General features: G+C 46.5%; 19 protein-coding genes and 1 pseudogene. 2 read left to right on the top strand and 18 right to left on the bottom strand.

Features of this window, described 5'->3' with window-relative positions:
- Positions 1-53: 53 nt before the first annotated feature.
- The 5 genes and pseudogenes from IV64_RS00660 to IV64_RS00680 form a co-directional block, all read right to left on the bottom strand.
- Positions 54-1,013 (bottom strand): annotated as a pseudogene (locus IV64_RS00660) (ABC transporter transmembrane domain-containing protein); the annotation flags it as partial.
- Positions 1,014-1,150: 137 nt separating this feature from the next.
- Complete coding sequence (locus tag IV64_RS00665; protein ID WP_455363807.1) at positions 1,151-4,639, bottom strand: YhgE/Pip domain-containing protein; 3,489 nt, start codon at positions 4,637-4,639, stop codon at positions 1,151-1,153.
- A 26-nt stretch (positions 4,640-4,665) separates the two neighbouring features.
- A complete protein-coding gene (locus IV64_RS00670; protein ID WP_237757285.1) occupies positions 4,666-5,223 on the bottom strand; it encodes a TetR/AcrR family transcriptional regulator in 558 nt (185 codons plus the stop codon).
- A gap of 219 nt (positions 5,224-5,442) precedes the next feature.
- On the bottom strand, positions 5,443-5,772 hold the full coding sequence (locus IV64_RS00675) for an ArsR/SmtB family transcription factor (protein WP_057705236.1): 330 nt from the start codon (positions 5,770-5,772) through the stop codon (positions 5,443-5,445).
- A gap of 162 nt (positions 5,773-5,934) precedes the next feature.
- On the bottom strand, positions 5,935-6,306 hold the full coding sequence (locus IV64_RS00680) for a transposase (protein WP_083491523.1): 372 nt from the start codon (positions 6,304-6,306) through the stop codon (positions 5,935-5,937).
- 331 nt (positions 6,307-6,637) lie between these two features.
- Here IV64_RS00680 and IV64_RS00685 point away from each other — a divergent pair, with 331 nt between their 5' ends.
- Both IV64_RS00685 and IV64_RS14245 read left to right on the top strand, forming a co-directional pair.
- Positions 6,638-7,390 carry an MIP/aquaporin family protein gene (locus tag IV64_RS00685; RefSeq protein ID WP_057705238.1) on the top strand — a complete coding sequence of 251 codons (753 nt, stop codon included), beginning with the start codon at positions 6,638-6,640 and terminating at the stop codon, positions 7,388-7,390.
- Between the two features lie 135 nt (positions 7,391-7,525).
- Positions 7,526-7,675, top strand: coding sequence for a hypothetical protein (locus IV64_RS14245; protein WP_157060959.1), 150 nt, complete (start codon positions 7,526-7,528; stop codon positions 7,673-7,675).
- A gap of 450 nt (positions 7,676-8,125) precedes the next feature.
- On the opposite strand, the gene IV64_RS00690 is transcribed toward IV64_RS14245, so the two are convergent.
- The 13 genes from IV64_RS00690 to IV64_RS00750 form a co-directional block, all read right to left on the bottom strand.
- Complete coding sequence (locus IV64_RS00690; protein ID WP_057705239.1) at positions 8,126-9,061, bottom strand: DNA/RNA non-specific endonuclease; 936 nt, start codon at positions 9,059-9,061, stop codon at positions 8,126-8,128.
- Positions 9,062-9,631: 570 nt separating this feature from the next.
- Positions 9,632-11,146, bottom strand: a complete 1,515-nt coding sequence (locus tag IV64_RS00695) for an MFS transporter (protein WP_083491524.1) — start codon at positions 11,144-11,146, stop codon at positions 9,632-9,634.
- A gap of 222 nt (positions 11,147-11,368) precedes the next feature.
- Positions 11,369-11,896, bottom strand: coding sequence for a GNAT family N-acetyltransferase (locus IV64_RS00700; protein WP_057705240.1), 528 nt, complete (start codon positions 11,894-11,896; stop codon positions 11,369-11,371).
- A 160-nt stretch (positions 11,897-12,056) separates the two neighbouring features.
- The gene (gene sufB / locus IV64_RS00705) at positions 12,057-13,472 is read right to left on the bottom strand and encodes a Fe-S cluster assembly protein SufB (protein WP_057705241.1); all 1,416 of its coding nucleotides are present in this window, start codon (positions 13,470-13,472) and stop codon (positions 12,057-12,059) included.
- The gene (gene sufU / locus IV64_RS00710) at positions 13,456-13,914 is read right to left on the bottom strand and encodes a Fe-S cluster assembly sulfur transfer protein SufU (protein ID WP_057705242.1); all 459 of its coding nucleotides are present in this window, start codon (positions 13,912-13,914) and stop codon (positions 13,456-13,458) included. The genes sufB and sufU overlap by 17 nt, the downstream gene beginning before the upstream one ends.
- Positions 13,911-15,134, bottom strand: coding sequence for an aminotransferase class V-fold PLP-dependent enzyme (locus IV64_RS00715; RefSeq protein ID WP_057705243.1), 1,224 nt, complete (start codon positions 15,132-15,134; stop codon positions 13,911-13,913). Before IV64_RS00715 ends, sufU begins: the two co-directional genes overlap by 4 nt.
- Complete coding sequence (gene sufD / locus IV64_RS00720) at positions 15,121-16,401, bottom strand: Fe-S cluster assembly protein SufD (RefSeq protein WP_057705244.1); 1,281 nt, start codon at positions 16,399-16,401, stop codon at positions 15,121-15,123. The genes IV64_RS00715 and sufD overlap by 14 nt, the downstream gene beginning before the upstream one ends.
- A gap of 11 nt (positions 16,402-16,412) precedes the next feature.
- Positions 16,413-17,201 carry a Fe-S cluster assembly ATPase SufC gene (gene sufC / locus IV64_RS00725; protein WP_057705245.1) on the bottom strand — a complete coding sequence of 263 codons (789 nt, stop codon included), beginning with the start codon at positions 17,199-17,201 and terminating at the stop codon, positions 16,413-16,415.
- 828 nt (positions 17,202-18,029) lie between these two features.
- Positions 18,030-19,235, bottom strand: coding sequence for a CPBP family intramembrane glutamic endopeptidase (locus tag IV64_RS00730; protein WP_057705246.1), 1,206 nt, complete (start codon positions 19,233-19,235; stop codon positions 18,030-18,032).
- 204 nt (positions 19,236-19,439) lie between these two features.
- Complete coding sequence (locus IV64_RS00735) at positions 19,440-21,062, bottom strand: ABC-F family ATP-binding cassette domain-containing protein (RefSeq protein ID WP_057705247.1); 1,623 nt, start codon at positions 21,060-21,062, stop codon at positions 19,440-19,442.
- A 154-nt stretch (positions 21,063-21,216) separates the two neighbouring features.
- Positions 21,217-22,020: a Cof-type HAD-IIB family hydrolase gene (locus IV64_RS00740; protein ID WP_057705248.1), complete on the bottom strand. Its 804-nt coding sequence runs from the start codon at positions 22,018-22,020 to the stop codon at positions 21,217-21,219.
- Between the two features lie 153 nt (positions 22,021-22,173).
- Complete coding sequence (locus IV64_RS00745; protein WP_057705249.1) at positions 22,174-24,006, bottom strand: DUF2207 domain-containing protein; 1,833 nt, start codon at positions 24,004-24,006, stop codon at positions 22,174-22,176.
- An 88-nt stretch (positions 24,007-24,094) separates the two neighbouring features.
- The gene (locus IV64_RS00750) at positions 24,095-24,943 is read right to left on the bottom strand and encodes an alpha/beta hydrolase (RefSeq protein WP_057705250.1); all 849 of its coding nucleotides are present in this window, start codon (positions 24,941-24,943) and stop codon (positions 24,095-24,097) included.
- Between the last annotated feature and the right edge of the window lie 310 nt (positions 24,944-25,253).

Consider the following 25,253-nt stretch of genomic DNA (forward strand, 5'->3'; position numbering starts at 1 on the left):
TAGACCAATTGATAAGAATGGGTTGTGAGTGTTGCACTTGATTTGACAATTCAGGCACTTTTTTGGTTCAGTAATTCCATGACCCGGTCGTACGACGCGTTCCCACGTTCCATCGTATTGAATAACATCCCAACCGCAAACATTGGCCAAACCATCATCCCTAAGTAAGTGATGAACGAGACCAAGTTACCGATCGTAATCACGTGATTGACCACGTAGAGGCCACCTAAAATAATGGTGGCTGCGTAAGAAACCGCAATGATAATGGTAATCGCCGGGTCAAAAAGTGAATCTAACGTATTAACGTGACGGTTGATTTTAATCGTTTGATCGATTTGTTCATTAAAATCATCCATATCCGCCTGTTCCTGGCCCAACGCTTTGATGACTTTGATCCCGCTGATACTCTCTTGCGCCTTGTTATTCAACCGTGAAAAGGCAGCCTGTGAGGATCGAAACGCCACGTGGATTTTCTTTCCAAGGTAGCGGGAAACAACGGCTAGTAATGGGAATGGGACTACCGCAATCAGCGTTAGTCGCCAATCGATCAACATCATCATCGCAATCAGCGTTGTGCCACCGGTAATAATGGAATCAGCAAATTGCAAAATTCCACCTCCAGCGACCCGCTCAATCGCCGTTAAGTCGTTGGTCGCGTGGGCCATCAAATCACCCGTCCGGTACTTTTGATAAAAAGTCGCGTCCATTTTCATAAAGTGCCAAAATAAACGCTCGCGTAACGTCCGTTCCAACCCAGCTGCACCGCCCCAAATCGCATTACGCCATAAGTAGCGGGCAAAGTACTGGCCAACCGCCGCAGCCGCAATAATCCCCAAATAGACCGTTAACGAGTGCGCCGTTAAGTTATGCTGGTTGATTCCGTCGACCACGTCACCAATAATACGTGGGGGAATAATGCCAATAATAGCAGTCAAGATTAGACCCAGAACTCCCGCCAAGTAGAGTTTCCACTCCCGGCGAAAGTACCAGCCTAGTTTCATAAATATACTCACTGCGCACCTCTCAATCATTTATTAAAATTAAATTAGACAACCATTAATAGTAACATACTTTTTAAATTATCCTCACTAATATGCTTGACCGCAAAAAAGGACCGGGCAGTCGCCCGATCCTTCATTACAGCTTGTAATTATTTGCCAGCTTTCATCTGAATTTCAGCTTCAGCGGGAACTTGAAGGTTCTTCTTTTTCAAGAAAACCATCGAAGCCCACAGTAGCACTAAACCTAAAATTGCAAAGATTGCGAGTACCCCAATCGATGACCAGTAGATTCCGTTACCCCAGCCACCCGTTAAGGATTGCCGGAACGCTTGAATCGAGTAAGTCAATGGCAAGAATGGATGAATTACGTTGAAGAAGTGGTTCGTAATTTCCATTGGGAAGGTCCCACCTGAGCCACCAAGTTGAAGCATCAGGAGAACCATCGCCAAGAACCGCCCTGGGTTATCTAGTAACATCGACAGGAACATGACAATGAACATGGAAGCCAACGCAATCATGATCGCCGTTAAGAAGTAACCGCCCATACTGATTGGCTTCAAGCCAACAATCAGTAAAGCAACACATTCTATGATGGCCATCAAGACAGCAACTGGTGCACCAACAGCGATTTTACTCAAGAACCACTGGGTTGGTGTCCCATCATCATCGGCAATCCGACGAATTGGGTAAGCAAAGTTGAAGACAATTGCCCCAACGTAAAGTGCTAACGACAAGACGTATGGTGCTAATGCGTGACCATAGTTTGGTACGTAGCTATAGTTAGAATGCGTTAAGTTTGAAGGTGCGGCAAACATATTCGCGTTAGAACTCGTCAACGGTGTGCCGTTGATCGTATCGGCACCACTTTGTAACGATTTTGCTAACGTTCCGTTTCCGTTCTTAACCTTCTTGTTACCGGCAAGCAACTTAGCCGAGTTTTGATCTAATTGGTCAGCACCATCGGCTAACTGTTTTACCCCACTGGTCAATTGACCAGTACTGCCTTGGAGGGTTTGCAAGCCGGTGTTTAATTGACCAGCACCATTATCTAGTTTTTGAACCCCAGTTACTAAGGCTGGAATCTGACCGTTCATTGTGTTCAAACCACCAGATAACTGTTGGACGCCGCCAACTAATGCTGGAACCTTGCCGTTCAACGTGACAAGACCGCCAGTAACTTGGCTAGAACCTGATAGCAATTGTTGAACACCACCAACTAATGCTGGGACCTGACCATTTAACGTTGTCAGCCCGGTCGTAACTTGTTTTGAACCATTTGCTAGCAAGCCAATTGATGAAACGAGAACGGGTACTTGACCGTTTAAATCGGAAGTCCCGGTAGCCAACTTAGATGCACCACCAGTTAATTGACTAGAGTTGTCCGTTAACTGCTTAGCACCGGCCGTTAACTGATTGATACCAGTGGTTAAAGCTGGTACTTGACCGTTCAACTGGGTTAACCCGCCTTGGAGTTCCCCCGCGCCAGCGTTCAACTTAGCAGAATTACCGTTTAGCTTAGTCGTTCCACTGGCAAGTCCAGCCGCACCATCAGCAACTTGTTGGGTTCCAGCTGTTAAGGCCGTTGTGTAACCCGATAACTTATCAATACCACTGGTCATCCCAGGAACTTGCGCATTCATCTGTGTCAAACCAGTGCTGAGATCAGACGTCCCCTTCTGTAATGCGGTTAACCCGTTTGTGACCTTGGTTGAACCCGCATCAAGGCTGGATACGCTCGTTGCCATCGTATTGACATTAGTAATCAATGCGTTGACCCCAGTTTCAAGTTCCTTGAAGCTAGCTAATAGGCTAGTTTGTGAACCAGTTGTCGCCGCAGTATTAGCTTTCATCATCGTTTGAATTTGACCCATCGTGGCTTTCAAATCCGTTGCGGCTTGCGTCTTAGCGGCGTCATTATTAGTTTGACCAACACCGGCTAAACTACCTTCCAGTGCCTTAACCTGCTTATCCGTCAAACCTTCAGAATCCTTTAAGCCTTCAATTTTAGCGTTGATTTGGCTCGTCAAATCGGTTGTGTTGGTCGTCGCCGTTAACGCGGTAACGTCCTTTTGTGCGGTGGCCATTAAGCCAGCCACTTTACTCGTATCCGTGGTATTCTGAGCGCTGGCCATCAATTTGTCGACGGATGCCAAGGCTGTTTCCATTTGGGCCATGCCAGTTTGTAATTCTTGAATCTGTTGCTGGCTTTCTTGGCTCGTGCTAGCCGCTGCCAACTTATTCAAGCCGTCAGAAACTTCGGCACTCCCACTTTTCAGTTGACCCAAATTCGTATTGATGTCGTTGGAACCAGCCGTCAGTTTGTTAACTGAATCTGGTAATGCGGCGGTCTGCTTCTTTAAATCTGAGACCCCAGCATTAATTCCTTGAGCACCAGTATTGGTTTGCTGAGCACCGGCATTTAATTTACCCGCGCCCGTGGTGGTTTGCGCAACCCCAGCCGTGTAATCTTTCAAACCACTAACTAATGCCGTTGAACCGGCCGTTAAGCGGGTCACACCAGAGGAAAGTTCCCCGGTCTTACTATTGATCGTCCGTAAACCGGTTGAAACCGTGTAAACACCGTTCGTGTAATCCACGATTCCGACTTTCAGTGCCTTAGCACCATCGGCTAATTGAACCACACCATCGGATAAGGCACCGGTTTTGCTGTTTAACGTGGTTAAGCCGTTGCTGACCTGTGTCGAGCCACTCGTTAATTGACTAACGCCGCTCGCTAACTGACCAGTTTTTCCATTTAATTGGCTGAGTCCCGTCGTAACTTGACCAGAACCATCCGTCAATTGACTGACGCCACTGGCTAACTGACCAGCACCGCTATTCAGTTGGTTAGCACCATTGGCGAGTTTGGAAACGCCACTTGCCAACGGGCCCGTTTGACCATTTAATTGATCTAAACCAACCTTCAAAGCGCTACCGCCGTTTGCCAGCTGCGCAATCCCGGCTGGTAATTGTTGAACCTTCGTGTTTAACTCAGTCGTCCCATTTTTTAACGTGTGAACGCCCGTCGTATAAGTTGTTAACCCATCTTGAAGTTCAACGCCACCATCTTTAAGCTTCGTGGCCCCATCCGCTGCTTTTTGGTAGCCTTTGCCGGCAGTCTTAACCTGTTTAAACATGGCTAAGGCGTAAGCTTTGGTTACTTCTGAACGGACATTAGCATTTAACTGAGTGGCCCCAGTATCACTAATGACCTTCCCAATGTAGTTCAGCGAAGCGTTGGTGGAGTAATGCAACTTCATCTTTTGCGGATTAGTGCTCGTGACCGTCGTCGCATGCTTCGAAAAATTGCTTGGAATCGTGACGACCATGTAGTACTTACGATCTTTCATCCCCTGTTTGGCTTTTTCCGCCGAAACGAAACGCCAACCGAGTTGTTTATTCTTTTTAATGTTGGTAACCATTTGTTCACCAACTGCAAGCCTTTTGCCTTGATAGTTAACTGGCTTATCGTTGTTAACAACAGCCACCGGTAAATGCTTGGTTTCCCCATAAGGATCCCAGACAGATGTCAGAAAGAAGACACTGTATAAAAACGGGATCAAAATCATAACTGAAACTGAAATCCATAAAATTTTGCTATGACGAATGGACTTCCATTCATCGCGAATCATTTTCACTGACCTGAAACCTTCCTTCAAAGTAATTAAACTGAATGTTGCTCAAGCGAGAACACCGTTGCTAGTGTTGCCCGAATCGTGGCTTGGGTACTTTCGGCTTGACCATCACGTCCGCTGTTACTCAACCATTGCACAATACTCATGACGACCCCACTTACCAGATACGCCGTTAGATCTGGATGTTGAGACTGGCGGATCGTGATAAACACCCGATCCGTTTCCTCCGTCTGCGCTAGGGTCACAAAACAATCATTAATGACCCGCTGTGAACGGCTATTGTCACCCTCTGGATTCGTTACTAACAAATGCCGTAATATCTGCGTGTGGGTGCCGATAAAACGGGCCATGATTGCCGAACCAGTTGCGTCCGTGCGCTCCGCGGCTAGTAACTCTTCTAAAGCGTGCATCACCATTTGGTAAAGTAAATCGAACTTATCAGTGTAGTACCGATAAAAACTACTGCGATGTATAAATGCCTGTGTACATATTTGTTCAACCGTAATTTGCGAGATTGAACGTTGCTCCAACAATTGGTACATCGCCCGCTGTAAATCTAGCTCCGTACGAATTGAAATTATAACCACTCCCCTTTTAAATTCTTATACTGAACGCAAAAATATAGTTCCCGTAAATCACCGTTACACCCGCGCTTCAACCATTAAGCTAGTGCTAGTCACAAAACTAGCGTCTTCAAATTAAGTTGACCGCCATGCGCTTCTGAATTCTTTTATTCGAATACACGAATGCTTATGTCGTAAAAACACCGCTGCACCTAGACGCAACGATTTTTCATAACGATTCAATTAGCGTAAGTACGGTTTTAACTCTAAATCAGCCTTCAACGTATGAATCAAATGTTCCACTTTGTTTAGCGGCGCATCAAAAGTAATGTGATAAAAGTTCCGCGTCCCTTGATGTTCTACCGAAACAAAATGATGATCCTTCAACGTCTTCAGTTGATGGGAAACTGCTGGTTGCGAGATATGCATGATCTTAGTCAACTCGCCCACGGTCAACCCGTGTGCATGTTTAGTTAGTTCAATCATAATCTGCTGCCGACGTTCATCCGCTAAAACTTCAAAAATCGGAATCGTTTCGCGGAATTCCTTGAGCGCTTCTTCACTGCTAACCATGTTTTACGGCCTCCCTATATTCTTTCATTCTAATATTTGAATGTATCAATGATAAACCATTTATTTTTCATTTGCAACACCCTTTTGTTAATGTCTGATTTCAATACAATTCCATAGTAATAGTCTTCACCACGAGGTAGAAAGCGGTCATACTAATGGTCTTTAATCTACTAGCTTTGGATAAAGTGAATGTAGTTTTACCCGGGCATCCTTGGTCGTAACTTGCCAATCTGCGGAGAGCTTCTTTTCATTCCGTTCGCGACACCAAGTTTCTAATTCTTGTCGTAACTTGCCAATTTCTGGAATGCGTCGGTTAAGACATTGTCGTGTTAATAAGTTCAAGCCAACTTCAGCTATATTTAGCCAACTACCATGTTTGGGTGTGTAATGAATCTCAAGTTTACTTGCTAGGTGTCGTGCTTCGGCTGGTTTAAATCGCCGGTACAATGATCCGAGTTTATGGATGTTTAAGTTATCCATCGCTAATACAATTTTTTCAGCCGTTGGATATAATGTATCAACCAACCACTTGATAACCTCCGCAAAGTCGCGTTAGGAATTTATTAAGGTAGGTCGTTTGTTTATCAGATAGTGTGATGTGGTCTCTAACTGGTCTAATGTTTGAAGTCATAGGAATATCCTTTTACTACAATATCGGCAGACTACCATCATGAAAGCTACGTCTCACTAGTACCAAGCGTAAAAAGATTTTAATTTATTCCCGCCAGCAATATTATTTTTAGCCAACATTACAAACGTTGTTTAACGAACACAACCATTTTTAATGTAAGCGTTTACACTACTGCCGTTTTCCTGTATATTTCAAGGTGTACAACTAATTAATCCATAACTAGGAGGATGCATTATGAGTGGTACCTGGGATGCACGTTACGCTGCTGAATTTTTTGGTACTTTAATGTTAGTTTTATTTGGGAACGGGGCGGTTGCCAACTCGTTTCTAAAAGCCACCACGGCTAATGGTGACGAAGGGCAAGCGAATGGGGGTTGGATCTTCATTGCGTTTGGCTTCGGCTTCGGGGTCATGCTACCAGCGATGATGTTCGGCGCCATTTCGGGTTGTCATATTAACCCGGCAATGACGATTGCCCAAGCCTTAGCAGGAATCTTTCCGTGGTCACATGTGGCCGGTTACTTATTCTGGCAGTTTGTCGGCGCGATCGTGGGGCAATTATTAATCGTGGCAATCTATGCCCCACATTACAAACGTACCGATGACGCGGGTCGAATCTTAGCGACCTTTGCGACTGGCGACGCGACTGATAGTAAGTTTAATGGCTTTGTCACTGAAACGATTGGGACGGGTTTCTTGGCATTCGGAGCAATGGGCCTTTACCGGGGCGTCTTTTTCCACAACAATGTGGATATTGCCAACATTGGAGTCGGGCTGTTAATCATGACAATGGTCATTGCTTTAGGTGGTGCCACCGGGCCAGCCTTGAACCCCGCTCGAGATCTGGGTCCACGGCTCGTTCACGCCATTTTGCCAATTACCCACAAAGGCTCTTCTCACTGGGACTACAGTTGGGTACCCGTGCTCGCACCAATTACCGGCGCCATTATCGGTGTTTTCACTTATAAAATTTTCTTTGGGTTATAGCATTTATTCAGGAACGACAAAAACCGCGATTACTCGCGGTTTTTCTTTGTCCTTAAATTAAGCTTCACGTTGCTTTGCTTCCGGCGCTGGCTGTTTCGCGGCATGCAACACTAATACCCGCTGACAAGCAATTTGATGAGTGTTGATTTGGACCGGTTGATCAAGTTGAGCTGGTTAGTCGTTCAATTATTGCTATTACCAAATGCGATTCACCAAAATACGATGGTACTCAACTATTCAGGTTACGCCCTGATTGCGCTAATTCTCATCATTTACCTTAGTTGATGCTTACCGGGGCGTTGTTCACCAACTGGACCGGTGCTTTATCGGGATCGATTTTGTCACCTTAATTGCCGTTAGTTTGCTTTTACTACTATAATCTAAGCCGCCCGCTCATCAGTCGGGCGGCTTTTTACGGCACAAAAAAACGTCCAACCACGCAGTTGGACGTCTCAAGGGTAATTAGTACTAACAATCAAACAAACGATTGGTTAGCAATAACGTGGTTGGGAGCCGACGTTATTGTATGGAAAAATCACAGGCACTTGGGAAGGAACCCGTTCATTCAGGTCTTTACAAACGCTACTTGTTAATATAATTGAGAAAAATAGCAATTAACGGCGGTTAAGCAACGTTTATGCTATCAGTATAGCGCCTATCCTATCGTTTACCAGTCTGCTTTGGCCCGGTTGTCTTGGAATAGGACAATTTTCATAGATTGTACCAGTCTTTCATTTAATTGTTCAAGTGCTTCTTAACGTACTTATAGCCGTAGCGGTAAAGCTCTTTTTCCACTTGCTTAGAAGTCGTCGGCTTTTTAGAATAATGCCGTGATTGAATAGTATTAGCACTGCTGTTCACTTTATCAGCCCCAGCAACTTGCATGGTACTATCAGCCTTGCCCCGGCCAGTCGCATAGTCAAAGCTGACCCCGGGCTCAACGTTCCAGATATACACGTTAAAGTTAACGCTGCCGTCAGTTGACACTGCTTGAGACCAATAGCCCCGTGGCATTAATTCGTCGCCCCGAAAGACCGTCGTCACTTTATAAATGACCTTCTTCCCTTGTTCCATGGCCGTACGCACCTGATCTTCATAAATCTGCATCGTCTTTTGGTTCGAGTACGCCGTTTGCGTTGCCAAGTTTTTAGGATTGTCCAAGCTACCATCCTCCCCTGAACGGTACTTCCCGGTATTGGTCAGGTTAAATGACAACGTGTAGGCAATCAGATGGCCACGGTTTTGCGGGTAAACCCGCTTCCCATTGACCTTGATCGGTTGGTTATGCCAACCAGTCGGACTCCACGTCTGCGCAGTCCGACCAGCTGACCGACCTAAGTTAGCTTTACTCAAATAAGCGGTATCCGTCGTGGTTCGGTTGAGCCGGTCCAAATTACCGTAGTCAATTTTGGAATTCTTCCATTGACTCGCTTTTAAGGTACTTTTCCCACTATTAACCTTAATGGCCGCTGCCCCACCAGACTGATAAGTCATTTTAGCTAACTGTTGATACGTTTGTTGCTGATTGCCAGCTGTCTTTGTCTCACCGGCAGTCGTTGCCGACTGACCTGATTCGGTATTAGTCGTGCTAGTGACCGTACTACAGCCACCCAGTAATAACCCTAAACTCATTACGCCCGCTGCCAACGCGCGTCGTGTCCATTTTCTCATGCTCTCTTCGCCCCATCTTTTTTAGAATACTCCTATATCATACCGTACTTTTGATAGGGGAACAAACGTTTTATTTTTTCTGAATTTTAAATTTAATCCGCCAAATTGGCCTAAAAAAAGGTAACCACCAAATGTAGTTACCTTTCTAATCATTCATTAAAGATTGAAAATTAAATTTAAAGATTGATTACTGTTGTATCAATATTTAGACTAGTACAGATTCACTACTTATGAGTGAGTCCGGTTATCAAAATAGTAAGACTGCTTTGAGTGCAGTCGGGTAGTCTTGGTGTGCTGTGTCGGCAAGATTGGCAGAAGTTTCTTATCTGCCAATCTTGCAGGGCGATTTAAAGACGCGAGTTATCGGCTTTGAATTGAGGGAGCAGACCGCACTTCGGCTGCGACCGTCCCCCATAGCACACCAGGGCTACCCGACGGAGCGGATAATTTAGGAATGACTGTCACTACTGTAACGGTGTTAATAACAGTTTTGGACTTTTCAACCTTTAAGCATTTATTATAAACGCTAGCTAGACCAGTCTTGTTGACCAATTTTTAACTAACATTATTTTATTGATTCAAATCATGACGGACACCCAGTGCTGACCACCAATGGTGCGCTGGCTTTGATTTTGGTGCACAAAAGCCCCAGATGTTAACGGCCAAACCAATGACTAATAAGACTAAGGCGACACCCATAATGTGGTGTAACCCAGTATGCAAAATCGTCCGCATGGCGGGCAATAGGTGCGCCGGCAACTTGCTAGCGCTGGTCGCGTCACTGAGCTCATTCATCATGTTCATCGTAATTTGTCCACCCGACTTAGCGACCCCCGTCGTTAACGCGTGGTTCAACACGATACTATAAATCGACGCCATAAACGTCTGACCAAGCATCCGAACTAATAAGCTAAACGACGTCGCAATCGGTACGTCTTGGTGGCGCGCCTGCTGCTGAACACTGACTTGCAATACGGTAAAACAAATTCCAATCCCGCATCCCTGAAACGCACTCGCCAACAATAAAAAGCCGTAGTTCGTCTGACGCCCAGCCAAAGCTAGTAGGCCACAGGCAATCAACATGCCCCCAAAGCCAATCATCACAACGGTTCGGGTCGACCACCGACGTTCCATGTTGCCACTCCACTGCGCCCCCAAGAAGTTCGTCACGGAACCAGGAATCTGAGTAACCCCCCCGATAACGGCCGTCGTTCCAAGGAGCCCCTGTGCCCACATTGGCACGTAGACGTTAAACCCAACGAAGAAACCGTAAATGAGGAAGAACATGACAAACGCCGCCAATAGGTACCGATTTTTAAAGAGTCGCAACGGAATAATCGGATCACTTGCCCGGCGTTCGACCATTGTTAGCGCAACTAGTAGGCTAATGGCGAGTAAAATAATCAATCCAATAATAGCGGCTGGTAGCTTGCCAATCATTTCAATGCCGACTAATAGACTCACGAGGCCACCGCTTAGTAAAACGGCGCCCAAGTAATCGACCTTATCCGTCGCGGGTTTAACAGCTGGTGCCCGGTATAGCCACTGAATAATGGCAATCGACGCCAACCCAATCGGCACGTTAATGTAAAATACCCAGTGCCAACCAAAGTTATCCACAATAAAGCCACCGACTAATGGGCCAATAATTGCAGCGGTACTAAAGCTGGCCGTCACGTAGCCAAAGACTTTTCCACGCTTGACCGGATCTTTGTAAATCTCAGCGTAGATGATATAGGGAATTGCGGTCATCCCGCCACTCCCAATCCCCATCACGGTCCGCGCCGCAATGAGAAAGATAATATTTGGTGCCAAACCTTCAAGGAGGGCACCGAGTACAAAAATCAACGTGGAAATTTGATAGGCAGACTTATTGCCAATTCGTTCCCCTAACTTACTCCAGAGTGGCGTCGTTACCGCACCACCCAATAGGAATACCGCAACGATCCACCCCATTAGCTGCAGCCCGTGCAGGTCACTAATGATGGCCGGCAACGCCGTACTAATAATGGTACTATCTAAACCGTTCATTGCGTTGGATAATAGCAACGCAATCGTTACGATCATAATGACTTTTTTCGACACCGAAATTCCTCCAAAATATGTAAAAACTGATTGTAAAATAAACACCTTCTTTTAGCCTACACTACTTTTCTGAAGGTGACCACGGTCTTTTCAGAAAAGGCCACAAAAAAACACCCCGTTCCGGCTGAAGGAACGGGGTGTCAAATCTAAAGCGTGTTTATTTTGTTGTTGTCGAGTGGCTAACTCAACAAATTGAGTATAAAACCTGAAACCCGTTACAGGTCAAGCACTTTTTACACGTAGCCATTCATTTTTATTCAAGGCGTACGCCATCACATGAATTAGTTCGCCAGTCGGTAACGTAAACGTTTGGAGTTCCCCTTCATCACGCATGCCTAATTTTGCCATCACTCGCCCAGAACGCGGGTTCACGCTCGCATAGTGCGCTTCGATGCGGGTCAGCCCTAGATTTTCAAATCCGTACGTCATCATTTTTTGACCGGCTTCTGCGACGTAGCCGTGGCCCCACGCTGCCGGGCTCAGTGCATACGTCAGTTCACCCGTTTGCGCATCGACGTGAAACTCGTAAAACCCGATTAATTGGTGATCCCGTTTACGTTCCAGTCCGAAGGTTGTCGTCGAATCTGCCAAGAAGTGAGTCTTAAAGGCATCGTCGAACTCAGCCGGCGTCTCAAGCGTGCGATAGCGCAAATAAGCCACCACTCGGGGGTCTAAAATCATCGCTTGCAACGCATCGTGATCACTGGCCCGAATTGGGCGAATCAATAAACGTTCCGTTTCAAATTGCATCTCAGTATCCTCTCTTAGTTCCACTTAATTTACTTTGTCAGTATAGTCATAAAATGGCAAATGTAAATTATTTTGCCTGTTTTCAATACGACTCGAATCGCAAAAAGAGGGGCTCAAGAAAAAATTCTCAAGCACCCTCTTTTTGCGATTTCAGGATTCCTTAACCGATGGACCCTTCCATTTCAAAACTAATCAAACGGTTTAATTCCACCGCGTATTCCATTGGTAACTGCTTCGTAAATGGTTCCACAAAGCCCATAATAATCATTTCAGTGGCCTTTTGTTCCGAAATCCCCCGACTCATCAAGTAATAGAGTTGGGCTTCTGAAACTTTAGACACCTTCGCTTCGTGTTCCATAGAGACATTACCATTCAAAATTTCATTATATGGAATCGTATCACTGGATGATAAGTCATCCATAATGATGGTGTCACATTCAACGTGGGCAAAGGACCCGTCGGAGTGGCGACCAAAGCGCACGGTCCCCCGATAATCAACTGCACCACCATCCTTAGCAATCGACTTTGAAACGATGGACGACGTCGTATTCTTCGCGTTATGGATCATCCGCGCCCCGGTATCCTGATCAACGTTTTGACCAGCCACCGCGATTGACAACATCGTGCCGTGAGCGCCCTGACCATTCAAATAGACGGATGGGTACTTCATCGTAATTTTAGAACCTAAATTACCGTCGACCCATTCCATCGTGGCATTTTCCATTGCTTGAGCGCGCTTCGTCTCCAAGCTGTACACGTTGTTCGACCAGTTTTGAATGGTCGTGTAACGGCAAGTCGCATTCGCTAAAACATTAACTTCAACGACCGCGGCGTGCAAACTGTCTGAATCGTAGTTGGGTGCGGTACAGCCTTCCACGTAATTAACGCTGGCCCCTTCGTCCACGATGATCAAAGTTCGTTCAAACTGGCCGGTGTTTTCCGCGTTAATCCGGAAGTATGACTGGATTGGCGTCGTAACCGTCACACCCTTTGGCACGTAAATAAACGTCCCACCAGACCAAACCGCACAGTTCAACGCAGCGTACTTGTTCGTGTCAGCCGGAACGAGTTTCCCAAACCACTTTTTAAAGAGTTCCGGGTACTTTTGAAGGGCGGTATCGGTATCCGTAAAGATGATTCCCGTCTTTTCAAACGTTTCTTGCATCCGGTGATAAACTACTTCGGACTCATACTGGGCACTTGAACCCGCGAGGTACTTACGTTCTGCTTCCGGTACCCCTAAGCGATCAAACGTCTGCTTGATTTTATCCGGCACATCATTCCAGTCACGGTACTTTTTGTCGGTCGCTTTCTGGAAATATTTCATGTGCACTAAATCCAGACCGCTCAAATCTGGCCCGACTTTAGGTTCTGGTAATTTCTGATAAATTTTATAAGCCTTTAACCGGTAATCTAACATCCACTGTGGTTCGTGTTTTTCGGCTGAAATCTGACGAACAATGTCTTCATTCAAGCCTTCCCCCGTTGAATAGACCGGCGTCACATCGTCGTGAAACCCGTATTCATAACTCTCCGTTCCAGCGGTAACTTCTTGGGCCTTATTTGGTTTTGTCATCAGCGTCATCCCCCATCGTTAATAATTGATCCGCGGCGTGCCACGCAAGCGTTGCACACTTGATGCGGGTCGGAAATTCGGCAACCGTTGCTAAGACCGCGGCGTCGCCGAGTGCATGCTGATCAGCATCATTCAACGAATCACCCGTAATCAAATCTGAAAAGTCGGTTAGCCGTTTTTGGGCTTCTGTAACGGTTTGCCCTTTTAAAACGTCGGTCATAATGCTAGCTGACGCCTGTGAAATGGTACACCCACTGCCCGTAAACATAATCTGATCAATAACGTCATCCTTAATCAGCATCTGAACATTGATTTCATCCCCACAAGTGGGATTATGCAGTGTGACCGTCTTCGCATTCGGAAGCGTCCCAAAGTGGTGTGGCGCCTGCGCATTCTCCAAGATCACGGTCTGGTAGAGGGCTTTTAGTCTTAATAAACTCATGATTCAAAGAACTCCTTTACCGATTCCAACGCCGTTAAGAGCCGATCCACGTCATCGGAATTATTATAGAGGCCGACACTCGCACGAACGGTCGCATTAACGTGCAAATAACGCATCAACGGTTGGGCACAGTGGTGACCCGCTCGAATTTCCACCCCAGCTAAGTCTAGTCCGGTCGCAATATCGTGCGCGTGAACGTTGTCGACATTAAACGCAACAACGGGGCCGTGTAATTCTGGTGACTCTGGCCCGTAGACGGTGATGCCCGGCATCGCAATCAGTCCAGTTAAGAGCTGCTTGGTCAGCCGCTGTTCAATCGCTTGCGCCGTGTCCAACCCGACACTCTGCAAGTAGGTCAGTGCAGCACCTAAGCCAATGACGCCACAAATATTCGGCGTCCCGGCTTCAAACCGTTCTGGAATTGCAGCAAATTCAGTTGTTTGCCAGTCAACATCACTGATCATCTCGCCACCAAATTGGGCGGGCGTTAATTGGGACAATAAGTCATATTTACCATATAACACGCCCACTCCGGTTGGACCATAGATTTTATGCGCTGAAAAGGCATAAAAATCCGCGTCGAGGTCCTGCACATCAACTGCCATGTGGGCAATTGATTGGGCACCATCGACAACCAAGATGGCGTTCTGAGCGTGGGCAATTTGGGCCAACTGCTTGATTGGGTTCGTCACACCTAAGACGTTTGACGCCTGTGCAACCGCCACCACTTTGGTCTTTGCCGTAATCTGTTTGCGCGCATCCGCTAGGTCTAACTGACCATCCGCCGTTAACCCAATGTACTTTAAGGTCGCACCCTTCCGGTGGGCCAACTGTTGCCACGGCACTAAGTTACTGTGATGTTCCATCACGGTCACGACGATTTCATCGCCGGCCGTCACGAACTGCTCACCGTAAGTTTGGACCACCCAGTTCAGACTATCCGTCGTTGAGCGGGTAAAAAAGACCTCTTCGCGTCGTGCAGCATTGAGCCACTGCGCAACTTGGTCACGAACAACTTCGTAACGGTCCGTCGCTTGTGCGGCTAACGTATATACACCCCGGTGAACGTTCGCGTTGCCGTGTGCATAAAAGTCCGCCATTGCATCAATAACCGCCTGTGGTTTTTGGCTGGTCGCCGCGTTGTCCAAATAAGTTAATGGTTCATCATTAATTTTAGTTTGTAAGATTGGAAAATCTTGGCGATACTCATTCGTTGTCATCTGCTAATCGCCTCTCAATCAAGTTCATAAGACTCTTGCGTAGCCGTGGTGAACGTAACTCAGTCACTACGCCAGCTAAGAATCCGCGGATGACTAAGCGTTGTGCGACTGGTTCGGGAATGCCCCGGCTCAATAAGTAGTACATTTGTTGCTCGTCAACCCGGCCAACACTAGCCGCGTGACCCGCTTCAACGTCGTTTTCATCAATTAATAAGATTGGGTTTGCATCACCACGGGCTTCTGACGATAACATCAGTAACCGGTTCTCTTGATCTGCTTTCGAGCCGTGCGCACCGTGTACAATGTGACCGATACCGTTAAAGATCAACGTAGCTTCATCTAAGATGACGCCCCGTTGCACAATGTTGGCCACCGAATTAGGGCCGTAGTTCGTGACCCGGGTATCCATCCCCTGTGTCTGTTGCTGATTAGCCACCGCAATCGTCTTCACGTTGGCTTCCGAGCCGCGACCACGCAGTTCGGTATCAAAGTCAGCAATCACTTGTCCAGCATTCATTTCCGCAAGTTCCCAGTTCAAATGGGCATCTGGGCTGAGCACCCCACGCCGGTTCAAGTAAGCCGTTGTATTAGCCGCCAAATTGTCAATACCAGCAAAGCTGACGTGACTGTTGGCACCCGCCACGACCTCCACGACCATGTGGACAATTGCGGCGTTCGTTCCCACGCTACCTAAGCGTTGGACAATCTCAACCTGACTACTTGGTTCAGTCACAACTAAGTTATGCTGAACAAAATTTTGTGATTGCCGTTGATCGACTAATTGCAAAATCTCTAACGGTTCCTTGAGGACTACGTTAGCGGGCACGTAAAGAAAGAAGCCGTTGGTCATCAGCGCTGCGTTTAGCGCCGTCAACTTATCACTGTCAGCCTTGAGTGCCTGATTAAAGAGATTGGCTTTGACCAAATCACCATGTTCACGGATAGCCGTTTTCAAGTCGCATAAAATAACGCCTTGCGCACGTGCGGCTTTTGGCAAGTTAACCCGCACCGTGGTATCGCCCAAGCTGTAAAAGTTGGTCTGTTCCCCACGAGCACTGAGGTCGGCGGTCACTTCAGGCTCATCGCTCACTTGTGGTGCGGTGACGTCGAGTAGTGGCCAAGAGCGATAATTGATTTTTTCAAACACTGGTAGGGGTAACGTCGCGTAGTTCGCCACGGCCTGCGTACGTAATTTCGTCAACCAACCAGGTTCTGCCTGCGTTTCACTATAGTCTTGAACGCCGGCTAACATCGTTGCTGTTTGCATCATACCGCCCCCTACTCGTCATCCGTCAAAGAAACGTCAAGGTGCAGTTCATCACGCAAACCTGCGTAACCTTCCGCTTCCAACTTGTTTGCTAAGTCGGCGTCGCCGGTTTTCACAATTCGGCCACCCATCATGACGTGTACGTAGTCGGGGACGATGTAATTCAATAACCGTTGGTAGTGGGTAATCATGAGCGTCCCAAAATCAGGATTTTTGAGGGCGTTAACCCCTTTAGCAACGACTTGTAACGCATCAATATCCAAGCCAGAGTCAATTTCGTCTAAAATGGCAAATTTTGGTTTAATCATCAAGAGCTGTAAAATTTCGTTGCGTTTCTTTTCACCGCCTGAGAAGCCTTCGTTTAAGTACCGTTCAGCCATTTCATCGGTCATGTTTAATAGTTCCAAATTATGGTCTAAGTCAGCCAAAAAGTCCGTGACGCTGATTGGATCATCCTTATCACGACGCGCGTTTACCGCAGCTCGTAAGAATTCAACGTTAGTAACCCCTTTGATTTCAGCTGGGTATTGCATGGCTAAAAATAGGCCAGCCCGCGCCCGTTGATCGACCGTTTGACTTAACAAGTCTTTACCGTCTAACGTCACAGAACCACTGACAACGTGATACGCTGGATTCCCCATAATCGTTTCCGATAACGTTGATTTTCCCGTTCCGTTCGGACCCATGATGGCATGAGTTTCCCCCGTATGAAGCGTTAAATTAACACCCTTTAAAATTAAGTGTTCCTGTTCGTTTTCGGTTACACTGACCTTTAAATCTTTAATGACTAGTGTTGACATGTCGTTACCCCATTTCTTCCAAATTACACTACATTTAGACTGTCATTTATGTAAAAACACAACTGATAGTGTTCGTAGCTATTAATCTTAGTATACGTTATTCCGCACTAAGATGGTGATTCAATTGTGGTCAAACTTTTGAACCCGATTTCATCGGGGCTGACAGCGGTTTCAATTCAATGCATATGAAAACCACATTCAAAAACTAACACCACCCCGTAATGACTAAACACCGGGTCGCAATCATTCGCACTTGGTGTAAATGACTGCAAGTCCCTTTCCTTGTCCAGTACCCAAATTATAGCATGCCAAGTCCAATAAAGTGAACGAGCTTTTCATAAATGGTAGCGGTTTTCAAAAATCAATCGACAAAAAAGGAACTCACCTAAGCGAATCCCTTTTGATCGGTTTGCAAGTCTGAAACTTGCTTCATTATGTGCCTCGTCATGGACCCAGCCCATCCCGAGAGGTATTTATGCTTACTAGACTTAAGATTCACCCAACTGAGCTACTTTCCATCGATGCTAACCAAGCGTGATGTCCTGAAAAAGTAAACCGATCCGGCTCCCAACTATGAATCAACCTAGTCAAGCGTATGTAAATTTAAATTAGCTCACATATCTGACGTAAGTATAACGAGCTGGCGTTGCGTTTAGATAACACGAAGATTACAAACTTGTTACAAACGGTATAATTCAGTTATCAGTTGGGTCAAAGCGATGAAAATCAACCTTTAATAAGCTAATTAATCGCAACCAATAAATCAACGATATAGCGTTATTTTTACGAACATTTTGGTTTTATATCATTAGTACGTTCGTATATATTTTAAATAAACCGTAGTCCCTGATCAACCCGTTGCAGAATCACTTTCCGCCGTGCACCCGTCAGGAAGAAAATCGTCAAGCCACCAAATACCACGAAGGTTAGCCCAATCGTTTGCCATTCAAACGCACCCGGTACGGCCATCGTCTGTGATCCAGAAGCCATCATACTCAGGCTATCGACGGCTGCGTGGATCGCCATCGGGACAAGAATACTGCCAGAGTACAAGTAAGCAACCGCTAGGAACCAACCTAATGTCGCTGCAAAGACAATCTGTTCACCCGTTGCCGACAACGACTGCCCCACAAAAGCGTTAGTAAAGTGCCAAAGCCCGAACAAAGCACCACTTAACCCAACGCTCCAAGCTAATTGAAACCGCCGTTTTTGAAAAGCTGCCAATAACAACGTTAAGACAGCGTAGCGATAGAGCCACTCTTCGGCAATTCCTGGCTCTAGTCCACTCAAGAACATCTTCCAAGTCGCATTGTGTAGACTAAAGTCCCACTGCGTGAAGGTCGTCGCCCAATTAGCACCGGTGCTAAACGCATTCCACAGGCTAAAAAGAAGACCCGCTAATATAATTAAACTAACCAAACTTGTTTTTGCCTGGTGATCAAAACGCCAACTGACGCCGTGAAATCCCCACGCCCGCATCAGTACGGCAACGGTCAGAACAAACCCGACGGCACCTAAAATCCCCGTTTCACCAATCATATTAAAGGCAGCCGGTACTTTTAATACCGGTAAGACAAACAGGGTAATTTGGGCACCAGTTAAACCGCTAAAAATAGCTGAAATCAGAACCAAGATGCGGCCAACTAATGATTGAATCTTAGCCGTGACCACGTAACCAATCGGAATAAAACCGACAACTAAGTACGCCATCCCCACGGCGATTAACCCTTGTTCGTCCAATGGTGTTAATTTGATAACCAAATCAATTAGGTTTCCCACCATGATTGGTAGCAACATGAACTGTAAGACCGTTTGAACGTAGTAATTAACGTGGCGCAGACGCCGCCAATCTTGCTGTTGATCCTCAATCGCCGGCCATAAGGCATTTAGAAGCCAAATAATCATCAACATCCCGCCACCAGGAAAGGCGACCCCTTGGTTAGTCAGCAACAGCTGAATCAGCGTAACCACTAATATAAGGACTAATTGCCCAATGTACCAGCGACGTAACATTTGATCAAATTCTGGCGCCATATGCAAAAATCCCCCCATCTCGTATGTATTTATCATACCAGACTGGGAGGATTTATTAGTGATGAAAGTCACCAACTAGATTTTTTACTAAAGATTGAAATTCAAACGCGTCATAATAGTTAGCATATTAACCGTTGTAACTGAAATAGCTACTACGTTAGGCAGAATTGGTGTGCTATGGAGGACACCGGATTTACAACCTAATTAATATAAGTCTTCAACGCGTCCCTGCGTTGCTTCGTGGGCCAAGTATTCATCGTAAGTTGTATCCCCACGATCAACGACCCCTTTCGCACTAACTTCTACGATGTGGTCGGCAATCGTTTGAATGAACTCGTGGTCATGGGAAGTGAAAATAATGGCACTGTTAAACGCAACTAACGCGTCGTTTAAGGCCGTAATTGATTCAAGATCCAAGTGGTTGGTTGGGTCGTCTAATAATAAGACGTTGGCCCGGCTTAACATCATCTTAGATAACATTCCCCGGACTTTTTCGCCCCCGGATAACACATTGACGGGCCGTTCAACGTCACTACCAGAGAAGAGCATCTTACCCAAGAAGCCCCGTAAGAAAGTATTGTCACTTTCTTCCTTCGAAGCAAACTGCCGTAACCAATCAATGATTGGCATGTCACTACCATCAAAGGCTTCATTAATATCTTTTGGTAAGTAAGTCCGTGCAGTCGTTTGTCCCCAAATAACCTCACCACTATCTGGTTTCACGTCGCCAGCAATAATTTGCATCAACGTTGTCGTGGCCAAATCGTTCCGGCTAATTAAAGCGGTTTTTTCCGTTGGGCGTAAGGTAAAGCTAATATTATCAAGAATTTTGACGCCTTCAATGGTCTTCGAAACGTTTTCGACCCGTAATAAGTCGTTACCAAGTTCCCGTTCAGGGGTGAACTTGATGAATGGGTACTTACGTGACGAAGGTTTAATATCGTCTAACGTAATCTTTTCAAGTTGCTTCTTCCGTGAAGTGGCCTGCTTCGACTTCGAAGCGTTGGCACTAAACCGCGCCACGAAAGCTTGTAATTCTTTAATTTGATCAGCTTTTTTCGCATTGGCATTGGCTTGTAACTTGGTGGCTAATTGGCTTGATTCCATCCAGAAATCATAGTTACCAACGAACAGCGTGATCTTACCAAAGTCGACGTCACACATGTGCGTACATACTTGGTTCAAGAAATGCCGGTCATGGGAAACAACGATGACGGTATTTTGATAACTGGCTAAAAAGTCTTCTAGCCAGCTGATCGATTGGACGTCTAACCCGTTGGTCGGTTCGTCCAATAACAATACGTCAGGATTACCAAACAAAGCTTGCCCCAACAAAACTTTAACCTTCTGTGGTTCAGTTAGTTCGCTCATCTTCATGTGTTGCATCGATTCATCGATACCCAAGTCTTGTAACAGCTGGTCAGCTTCCGATTCGGCGTTCCAACCATCCATTTCGGCAAAGTCGCCTTCAAGTTCAGCCGCCCGAATCCCATCTTCATCACTGAAATCTGGTTTCGCGTATAACGCATCCTTTTCAACCATGATATCGTAGAGCTTTTCATGCCCCCGGATAACCGTAGCTAAAACTTCTTCATCTTCAAAGGCAAAGTGGTTTTGGTTCAGGCTGGACATCCGCTCGTTAGGTCCCATGGATACTGACCCCGTCGTTGGATGAAGCTTACCTTCCAAAATCTTCAAAAACGTTGATTTTCCCGCCCCGTTGGCGCCAATGACACCATAGCAGTTTCCTGGCGTAAATTTTAAATTAACATCTTCATAAAGTTTGCGAGTTGAAAATTGCATACTAACATTACTTACGGTGAGCATTTAAATACCTCTACTTTTTTTGTCATGAGTTGTAACATACAGAAAAGAGGTCGGGATTAAACCTCCCAGCCTCCTGTGCCGTTAATCATATAAGTAAATAGTAGCACGGTTACCGCAACTTTGGCAATCAAAACCATTGCTAGTTTTCAGAAAACTAGTGTGATATTTCCAAAACTGCCCGTTCAATGTAGTTCAACACACCACTATCCAAGTTCGTCCCCGTGACCGCCGTCGCGTTTGCTTTCACACTCGCCGGCGCATTTTGCATGGCCACGCCCGTCTTGACATAATGGAACATTTCTAAATCATTGGTGCCATCGCCAAACGCGATCATTTCACTGGGAAGAACGTGCAAGCGTTCTCCCAGTCGCTTCAACGCGCGACCCTTGTGCATGCCCGGTTGAATCAGGTCCATACTTCCCTGTCCACCAGAAACTGGGACGGCGATACCAGCTAGTTTAGGCTTTAATTCATATACAATTTGATTCGTCTTTTCAGGCGCACAAATAATATCGAACTTCACGACCGGATCCGTGACCGCGTTCAAGTCCGTACACGTTTCTAGTTGATAATAATAATCTCGCATTTGCGCAATAAAGTTGGGGTTGGCGTGTTGTGACACGTGTACCGTTTGGGTCCCACACAGCGCAATCTGTAATTCCGGGTACGCACTAAGAACTTTCAGGATTTGGGCCGTTGCTACTGACGTAAACGTTTCAGCGCTGAGTCCCACCCGTGCGTTCATCAATTCGGCACCGTTACCCCCGATAAACCACATATCCGGATAGTCCGCGAAATAATCCGCTAATTCGCTGGCTTGGTGCCCACTGGCAATAACAAAGTAAATGCCACGTTTGTGTAATTCTTGGTAAATTTTAGCAAACCGTGGGCGATCGTATTCCCCGTGATTATCCAAGAATGTCCCGTCCATATCAGTTGCAATTAGTTTTATTGTCATCTATAAATCATCCATTCTATGTAAGCCTTACCACCTAAGGTTACCGATAAAAGTCCGTAAGTACAACCCCCTGCACTTTAAAATTAAAAAAAGAGCTCCGACTGACAAAGTCGCAAGCTCTAAATCTAAATTATCTTTTAACCGATCCGGAGGTTAAAACGCCCCACCGCCGGAACCGCCCCCAAAGCCACCGGAACTACCGCCTGAGAAGCCACCGGAGCCTCCAGATGGCGAACTAGCACTGTCCGAAGCTCCAATCGCACCACTAAAGCTATGATCGATAATATCGGAGAAATCAAAGTTAGCCCCGCCATTACCGTAAAACAGTGGGTAGTAAATCACTAATCCCGCGGCTAAGGCTTCCGTTCCAAAGTCAATGGCTAATTGGGACGTGACCTTGTCAGCCAAGCCAAATACCGCTGCGTAAGGCAATAATTGTTCCCATAAGATTAAGTCGCCCACTTCCGCCGTGTTAAAGTGGCCGATATCCTTAAGCGTGCGCCGAAGCCCACTAATCTGGTTAATCTGCTGTAAACCTTCGTCGGTGTTAAAGACGACCCGTTGCCGACGTAACGCCCACGCAATCCAGAAAGCAATCGCAACGACGAGTGCGACACCGCCCATCATCATCGCAATCGTTGGACTAACGAGTAGCCCCAAGCCACTAACGATTGCTCCAGCAACGGTCACAATGATGGCCCCACTTACCGAGTACTGGCGAATATTATAGTTAGTTTCATCCTGAAACGGCGCAACCGCTTCATCAACTTCTCGTTGCCAATTGCCAAACCAACTTCGCATCCGGCCCTTTTTATCACGATCACCGTAGGCTTTTAATGCGCTTAAACTCAAAACGCCATCGGGTGCCACCGTCGTAAAACAGTGTGCTAAAAAGCTGTTACTGATTGGCTTTAATTTCGTCAACACAACGACTGGTTTACGGCGCCCAGTTTCCGTCGTGATTTGAAGTTCATGCTCAGCCGCTGCTCGTAAGATTTCACCCGTCAGCCCCTTCGTATCTGGCGACCTATTTTCCAATAGCGCCTGCGCCACTGCGGGGGCGACTGTCGGGACGTCAAACGAGTGGTTGATTGGAATGGGTTGTTGATGCCGGTTAGCTGGGTGGTTATGAAACCACCAGATGTAACTAACCACCAGAACTAACCAGACTAACCCGGCCAGCCCAACAACCAGTTGCTTAATTAAGCGCGCACGTTGCCGCTTTTGATTGGCTTGTTTAGCCAGTTGTGCTTCTTGATTTTGCACCGCGGCCAGCCTTTTTTTCGAACTCGTCTTCTGATTAGTAGCCGTTACACTGGTTGGAAATACTAAATGACTTTCAACAAACTGCTTTGCGGGGTTCCGTTTAACCGTCATTATGACCCGGCCCCGCTTACGATCCACCGTGGTGTGTCCACTCAACGGACCGTGCGTCCAAGCTTGAAGTTTTCCCACGTCCTTTTCAGGCAATTGAATGGTCACTTTCACACCATGCAACGCCACGTCCCAGCCACTACCGATGACGCGCCAATTCAACTCCGCGGTATCCGCATAGTTGGTGACCACACCGTAAAGTCGGTACTGATAACGCACCTGTAACTTATCATTATTACGCGCTCGCTGATATAACTTAACGCGCATCCGATCAGCATTTTGGGACAATTGATAGGTGTTATCGGTGCCCGCATCACTTTTACGCGCCGTTTTCGATGAACCGTTATTCAGGCGCGTCGTCACTTTTTCTAACTTAGCGCCCTGAATGCCACGCAAATCCTGAACGTTAAATACACCATGGTAGTCGTCATCAAAATCATAGCGCATCGTCTGTGTCACCTGCGCACTACCATCCTTTTGCACGTCCACCTTCACGTGATAATTATCAATCCGATAATCCGCATGGACATTCAACACAAGCGCGAACCAGCTCACCAATACGACGACGCTCATCATCAGCAATTCGCCACTAAACCGTTTTCTTTTACGCATGGCCTCATCCCCCTCAACTTCTCTTTAGTTGGTTTTAAGTTTACCATACAGCTGATTGGGACGGGAAACTTGGTCTGCTACATCAAATTTACTTATGCCAAATAAACTTGATTAATGCCTGATCAACTTGGGTGTTTTCATGTAGCTTGCTGTGTTGCGCGTTGGCGCCAAGAATCCGTTTTTCACGGTACGATTTTGCCCGTGCCGCTACTAAGTACCGTAGCGATTGTGATGAAGCGTTGCTGACCCGCCCATCCGAATGGGTACCGTCATTCTTATCGCCATAAATATTAAGGACATCGATCTGTCCCTTAGGATACCGCTGACGTAACTTTAGTAACTGGCGATAGCTACGATTCATCTTAGTTGGTTGCCCGTTTTCTTTGAACTTCACCTGATTAGGCTTGTCATCCATCCCTAAGATGCCGTTAAAGTGACCCGCGATGTCGACTTGCTTTTTGACTGGCGGTAAATCCTTATCCTGACCATATTGTAGCAAGTAGTACGCGATTGCCATGTTGCCCATCGAGTGCCCAACAACGTTGATAGCTTTAATGTGGTAACGACGTTGTAAAGCCGTGATGACGTTTTTAACCCACTGCCCTGATTGCCGATAATTCGTATTTTGGTTATTCGTAAACCCGACCTCGACAATCGGGTGGACATTTCCCGGTTTAAACGTCCCCTTTAACTGAACCCGACCATCATCCGCAACGACAGCTTGAACGACCGTTCGTGTCACGCCCGCGCGAACCGCCGCGTTGGCCATGTGCGTTTCCGCGTTGATACTGCTCCCATAACCATGGAAAAACAAGGTTGGCACGTACGCACCGTTAACATGACTAACCTTATTTTTAGTCGTCCCCCGTGCCTGACACCCGCTTAATAATAAAACCATACCGATAATGATCCCTAACCATTCAAACCGTCTCTTCATGACGTTCCCCCACTTGCTTTTCTTGATATCGGTTTCATTATACATTTTGGCCTTGCTTTTCAAAAAAATAAGCACATCTTCAATGTGTAACTTATTTGCAAGAACATATTATTTAGCACAGGCGGGTAGGATTGGTGTGCTGTGTCGGCAATATCAGATAGCGTTTTAGGCTGTCTGATATTGCGGGGCAATTCAAAGACGCGGGCTATCGGCTTTAAATTGAGGGGCCAGACCGCACTTTGGCTGGGTCCGCCCCCCATAGCACACCAGTTCTACCCGCCGGAGCGGCTAATTTAGCCAACGCCAGTAT

The sequence above is a fragment of the Lactiplantibacillus xiangfangensis genome, assembly GCF_001438845.1.
Lineage (GTDB): Bacteria > Bacillota > Bacilli > Lactobacillales > Lactobacillaceae > Lactiplantibacillus > Lactiplantibacillus xiangfangensis.

Coding starts and splice junctions, on each gene's coding strand:
- IV64_RS00675 (WP_057705236.1), bottom strand. CDS start 5,772: ATGGTTAGCAGTGAAGAAGCGCTCAAGGAATTCCGCGAAACGATTCCG.
- IV64_RS00685 (WP_057705238.1), top strand. CDS start 6,638: ATGAGTGGTACCTGGGATGCACGTTACGCTGCTGAATTTTTTGGTACT.
- IV64_RS14245 (WP_157060959.1), top strand. CDS start 7,526: ATGAGTGTTGATTTGGACCGGTTGATCAAGTTGAGCTGGTTAGTCGTT.
- IV64_RS00690 (WP_057705239.1), bottom strand. CDS start 9,061: ATGAGAAAATGGACACGACGCGCGTTGGCAGCGGGCGTAATGAGTTTA.
- IV64_RS00700 (WP_057705240.1), bottom strand. CDS start 11,896: ATGCAATTTGAAACGGAACGTTTATTGATTCGCCCAATTCGGGCCAGT.
- sufB (WP_057705241.1), bottom strand. CDS start 13,472: ATGACAAAACCAAATAAGGCCCAAGAAGTTACCGCTGGAACGGAGAGT.
- sufU (WP_057705242.1), bottom strand. CDS start 13,914: ATGAGTTTATTAAGACTAAAAGCCCTCTACCAGACCGTGATCTTGGAG.
- IV64_RS00715 (WP_057705243.1), bottom strand. CDS start 15,134: ATGACAACGAATGAGTATCGCCAAGATTTTCCAATCTTACAAACTAAA.
- sufD (WP_057705244.1), bottom strand. CDS start 16,401: ATGCAAACAGCAACGATGTTAGCCGGCGTTCAAGACTATAGTGAAACG.
- sufC (WP_057705245.1), bottom strand. CDS start 17,201: ATGTCAACACTAGTCATTAAAGATTTAAAGGTCAGTGTAACCGAAAAC.
- IV64_RS00730 (WP_057705246.1), bottom strand. CDS start 19,235: ATGGCGCCAGAATTTGATCAAATGTTACGTCGCTGGTACATTGGGCAA.
- IV64_RS00735 (WP_057705247.1), bottom strand. CDS start 21,062: ATGCTCACCGTAAGTAATGTTAGTATGCAATTTTCAACTCGCAAACTT.
- IV64_RS00740 (WP_057705248.1), bottom strand. CDS start 22,020: ATGACAATAAAACTAATTGCAACTGATATGGACGGGACATTCTTGGAT.
- IV64_RS00745 (WP_057705249.1), bottom strand. CDS start 24,006: ATGCGTAAAAGAAAACGGTTTAGTGGCGAATTGCTGATGATGAGCGTC.
- IV64_RS00750 (WP_057705250.1), bottom strand. CDS start 24,943: ATGAAGAGACGGTTTGAATGGTTAGGGATCATTATCGGTATGGTTTTA.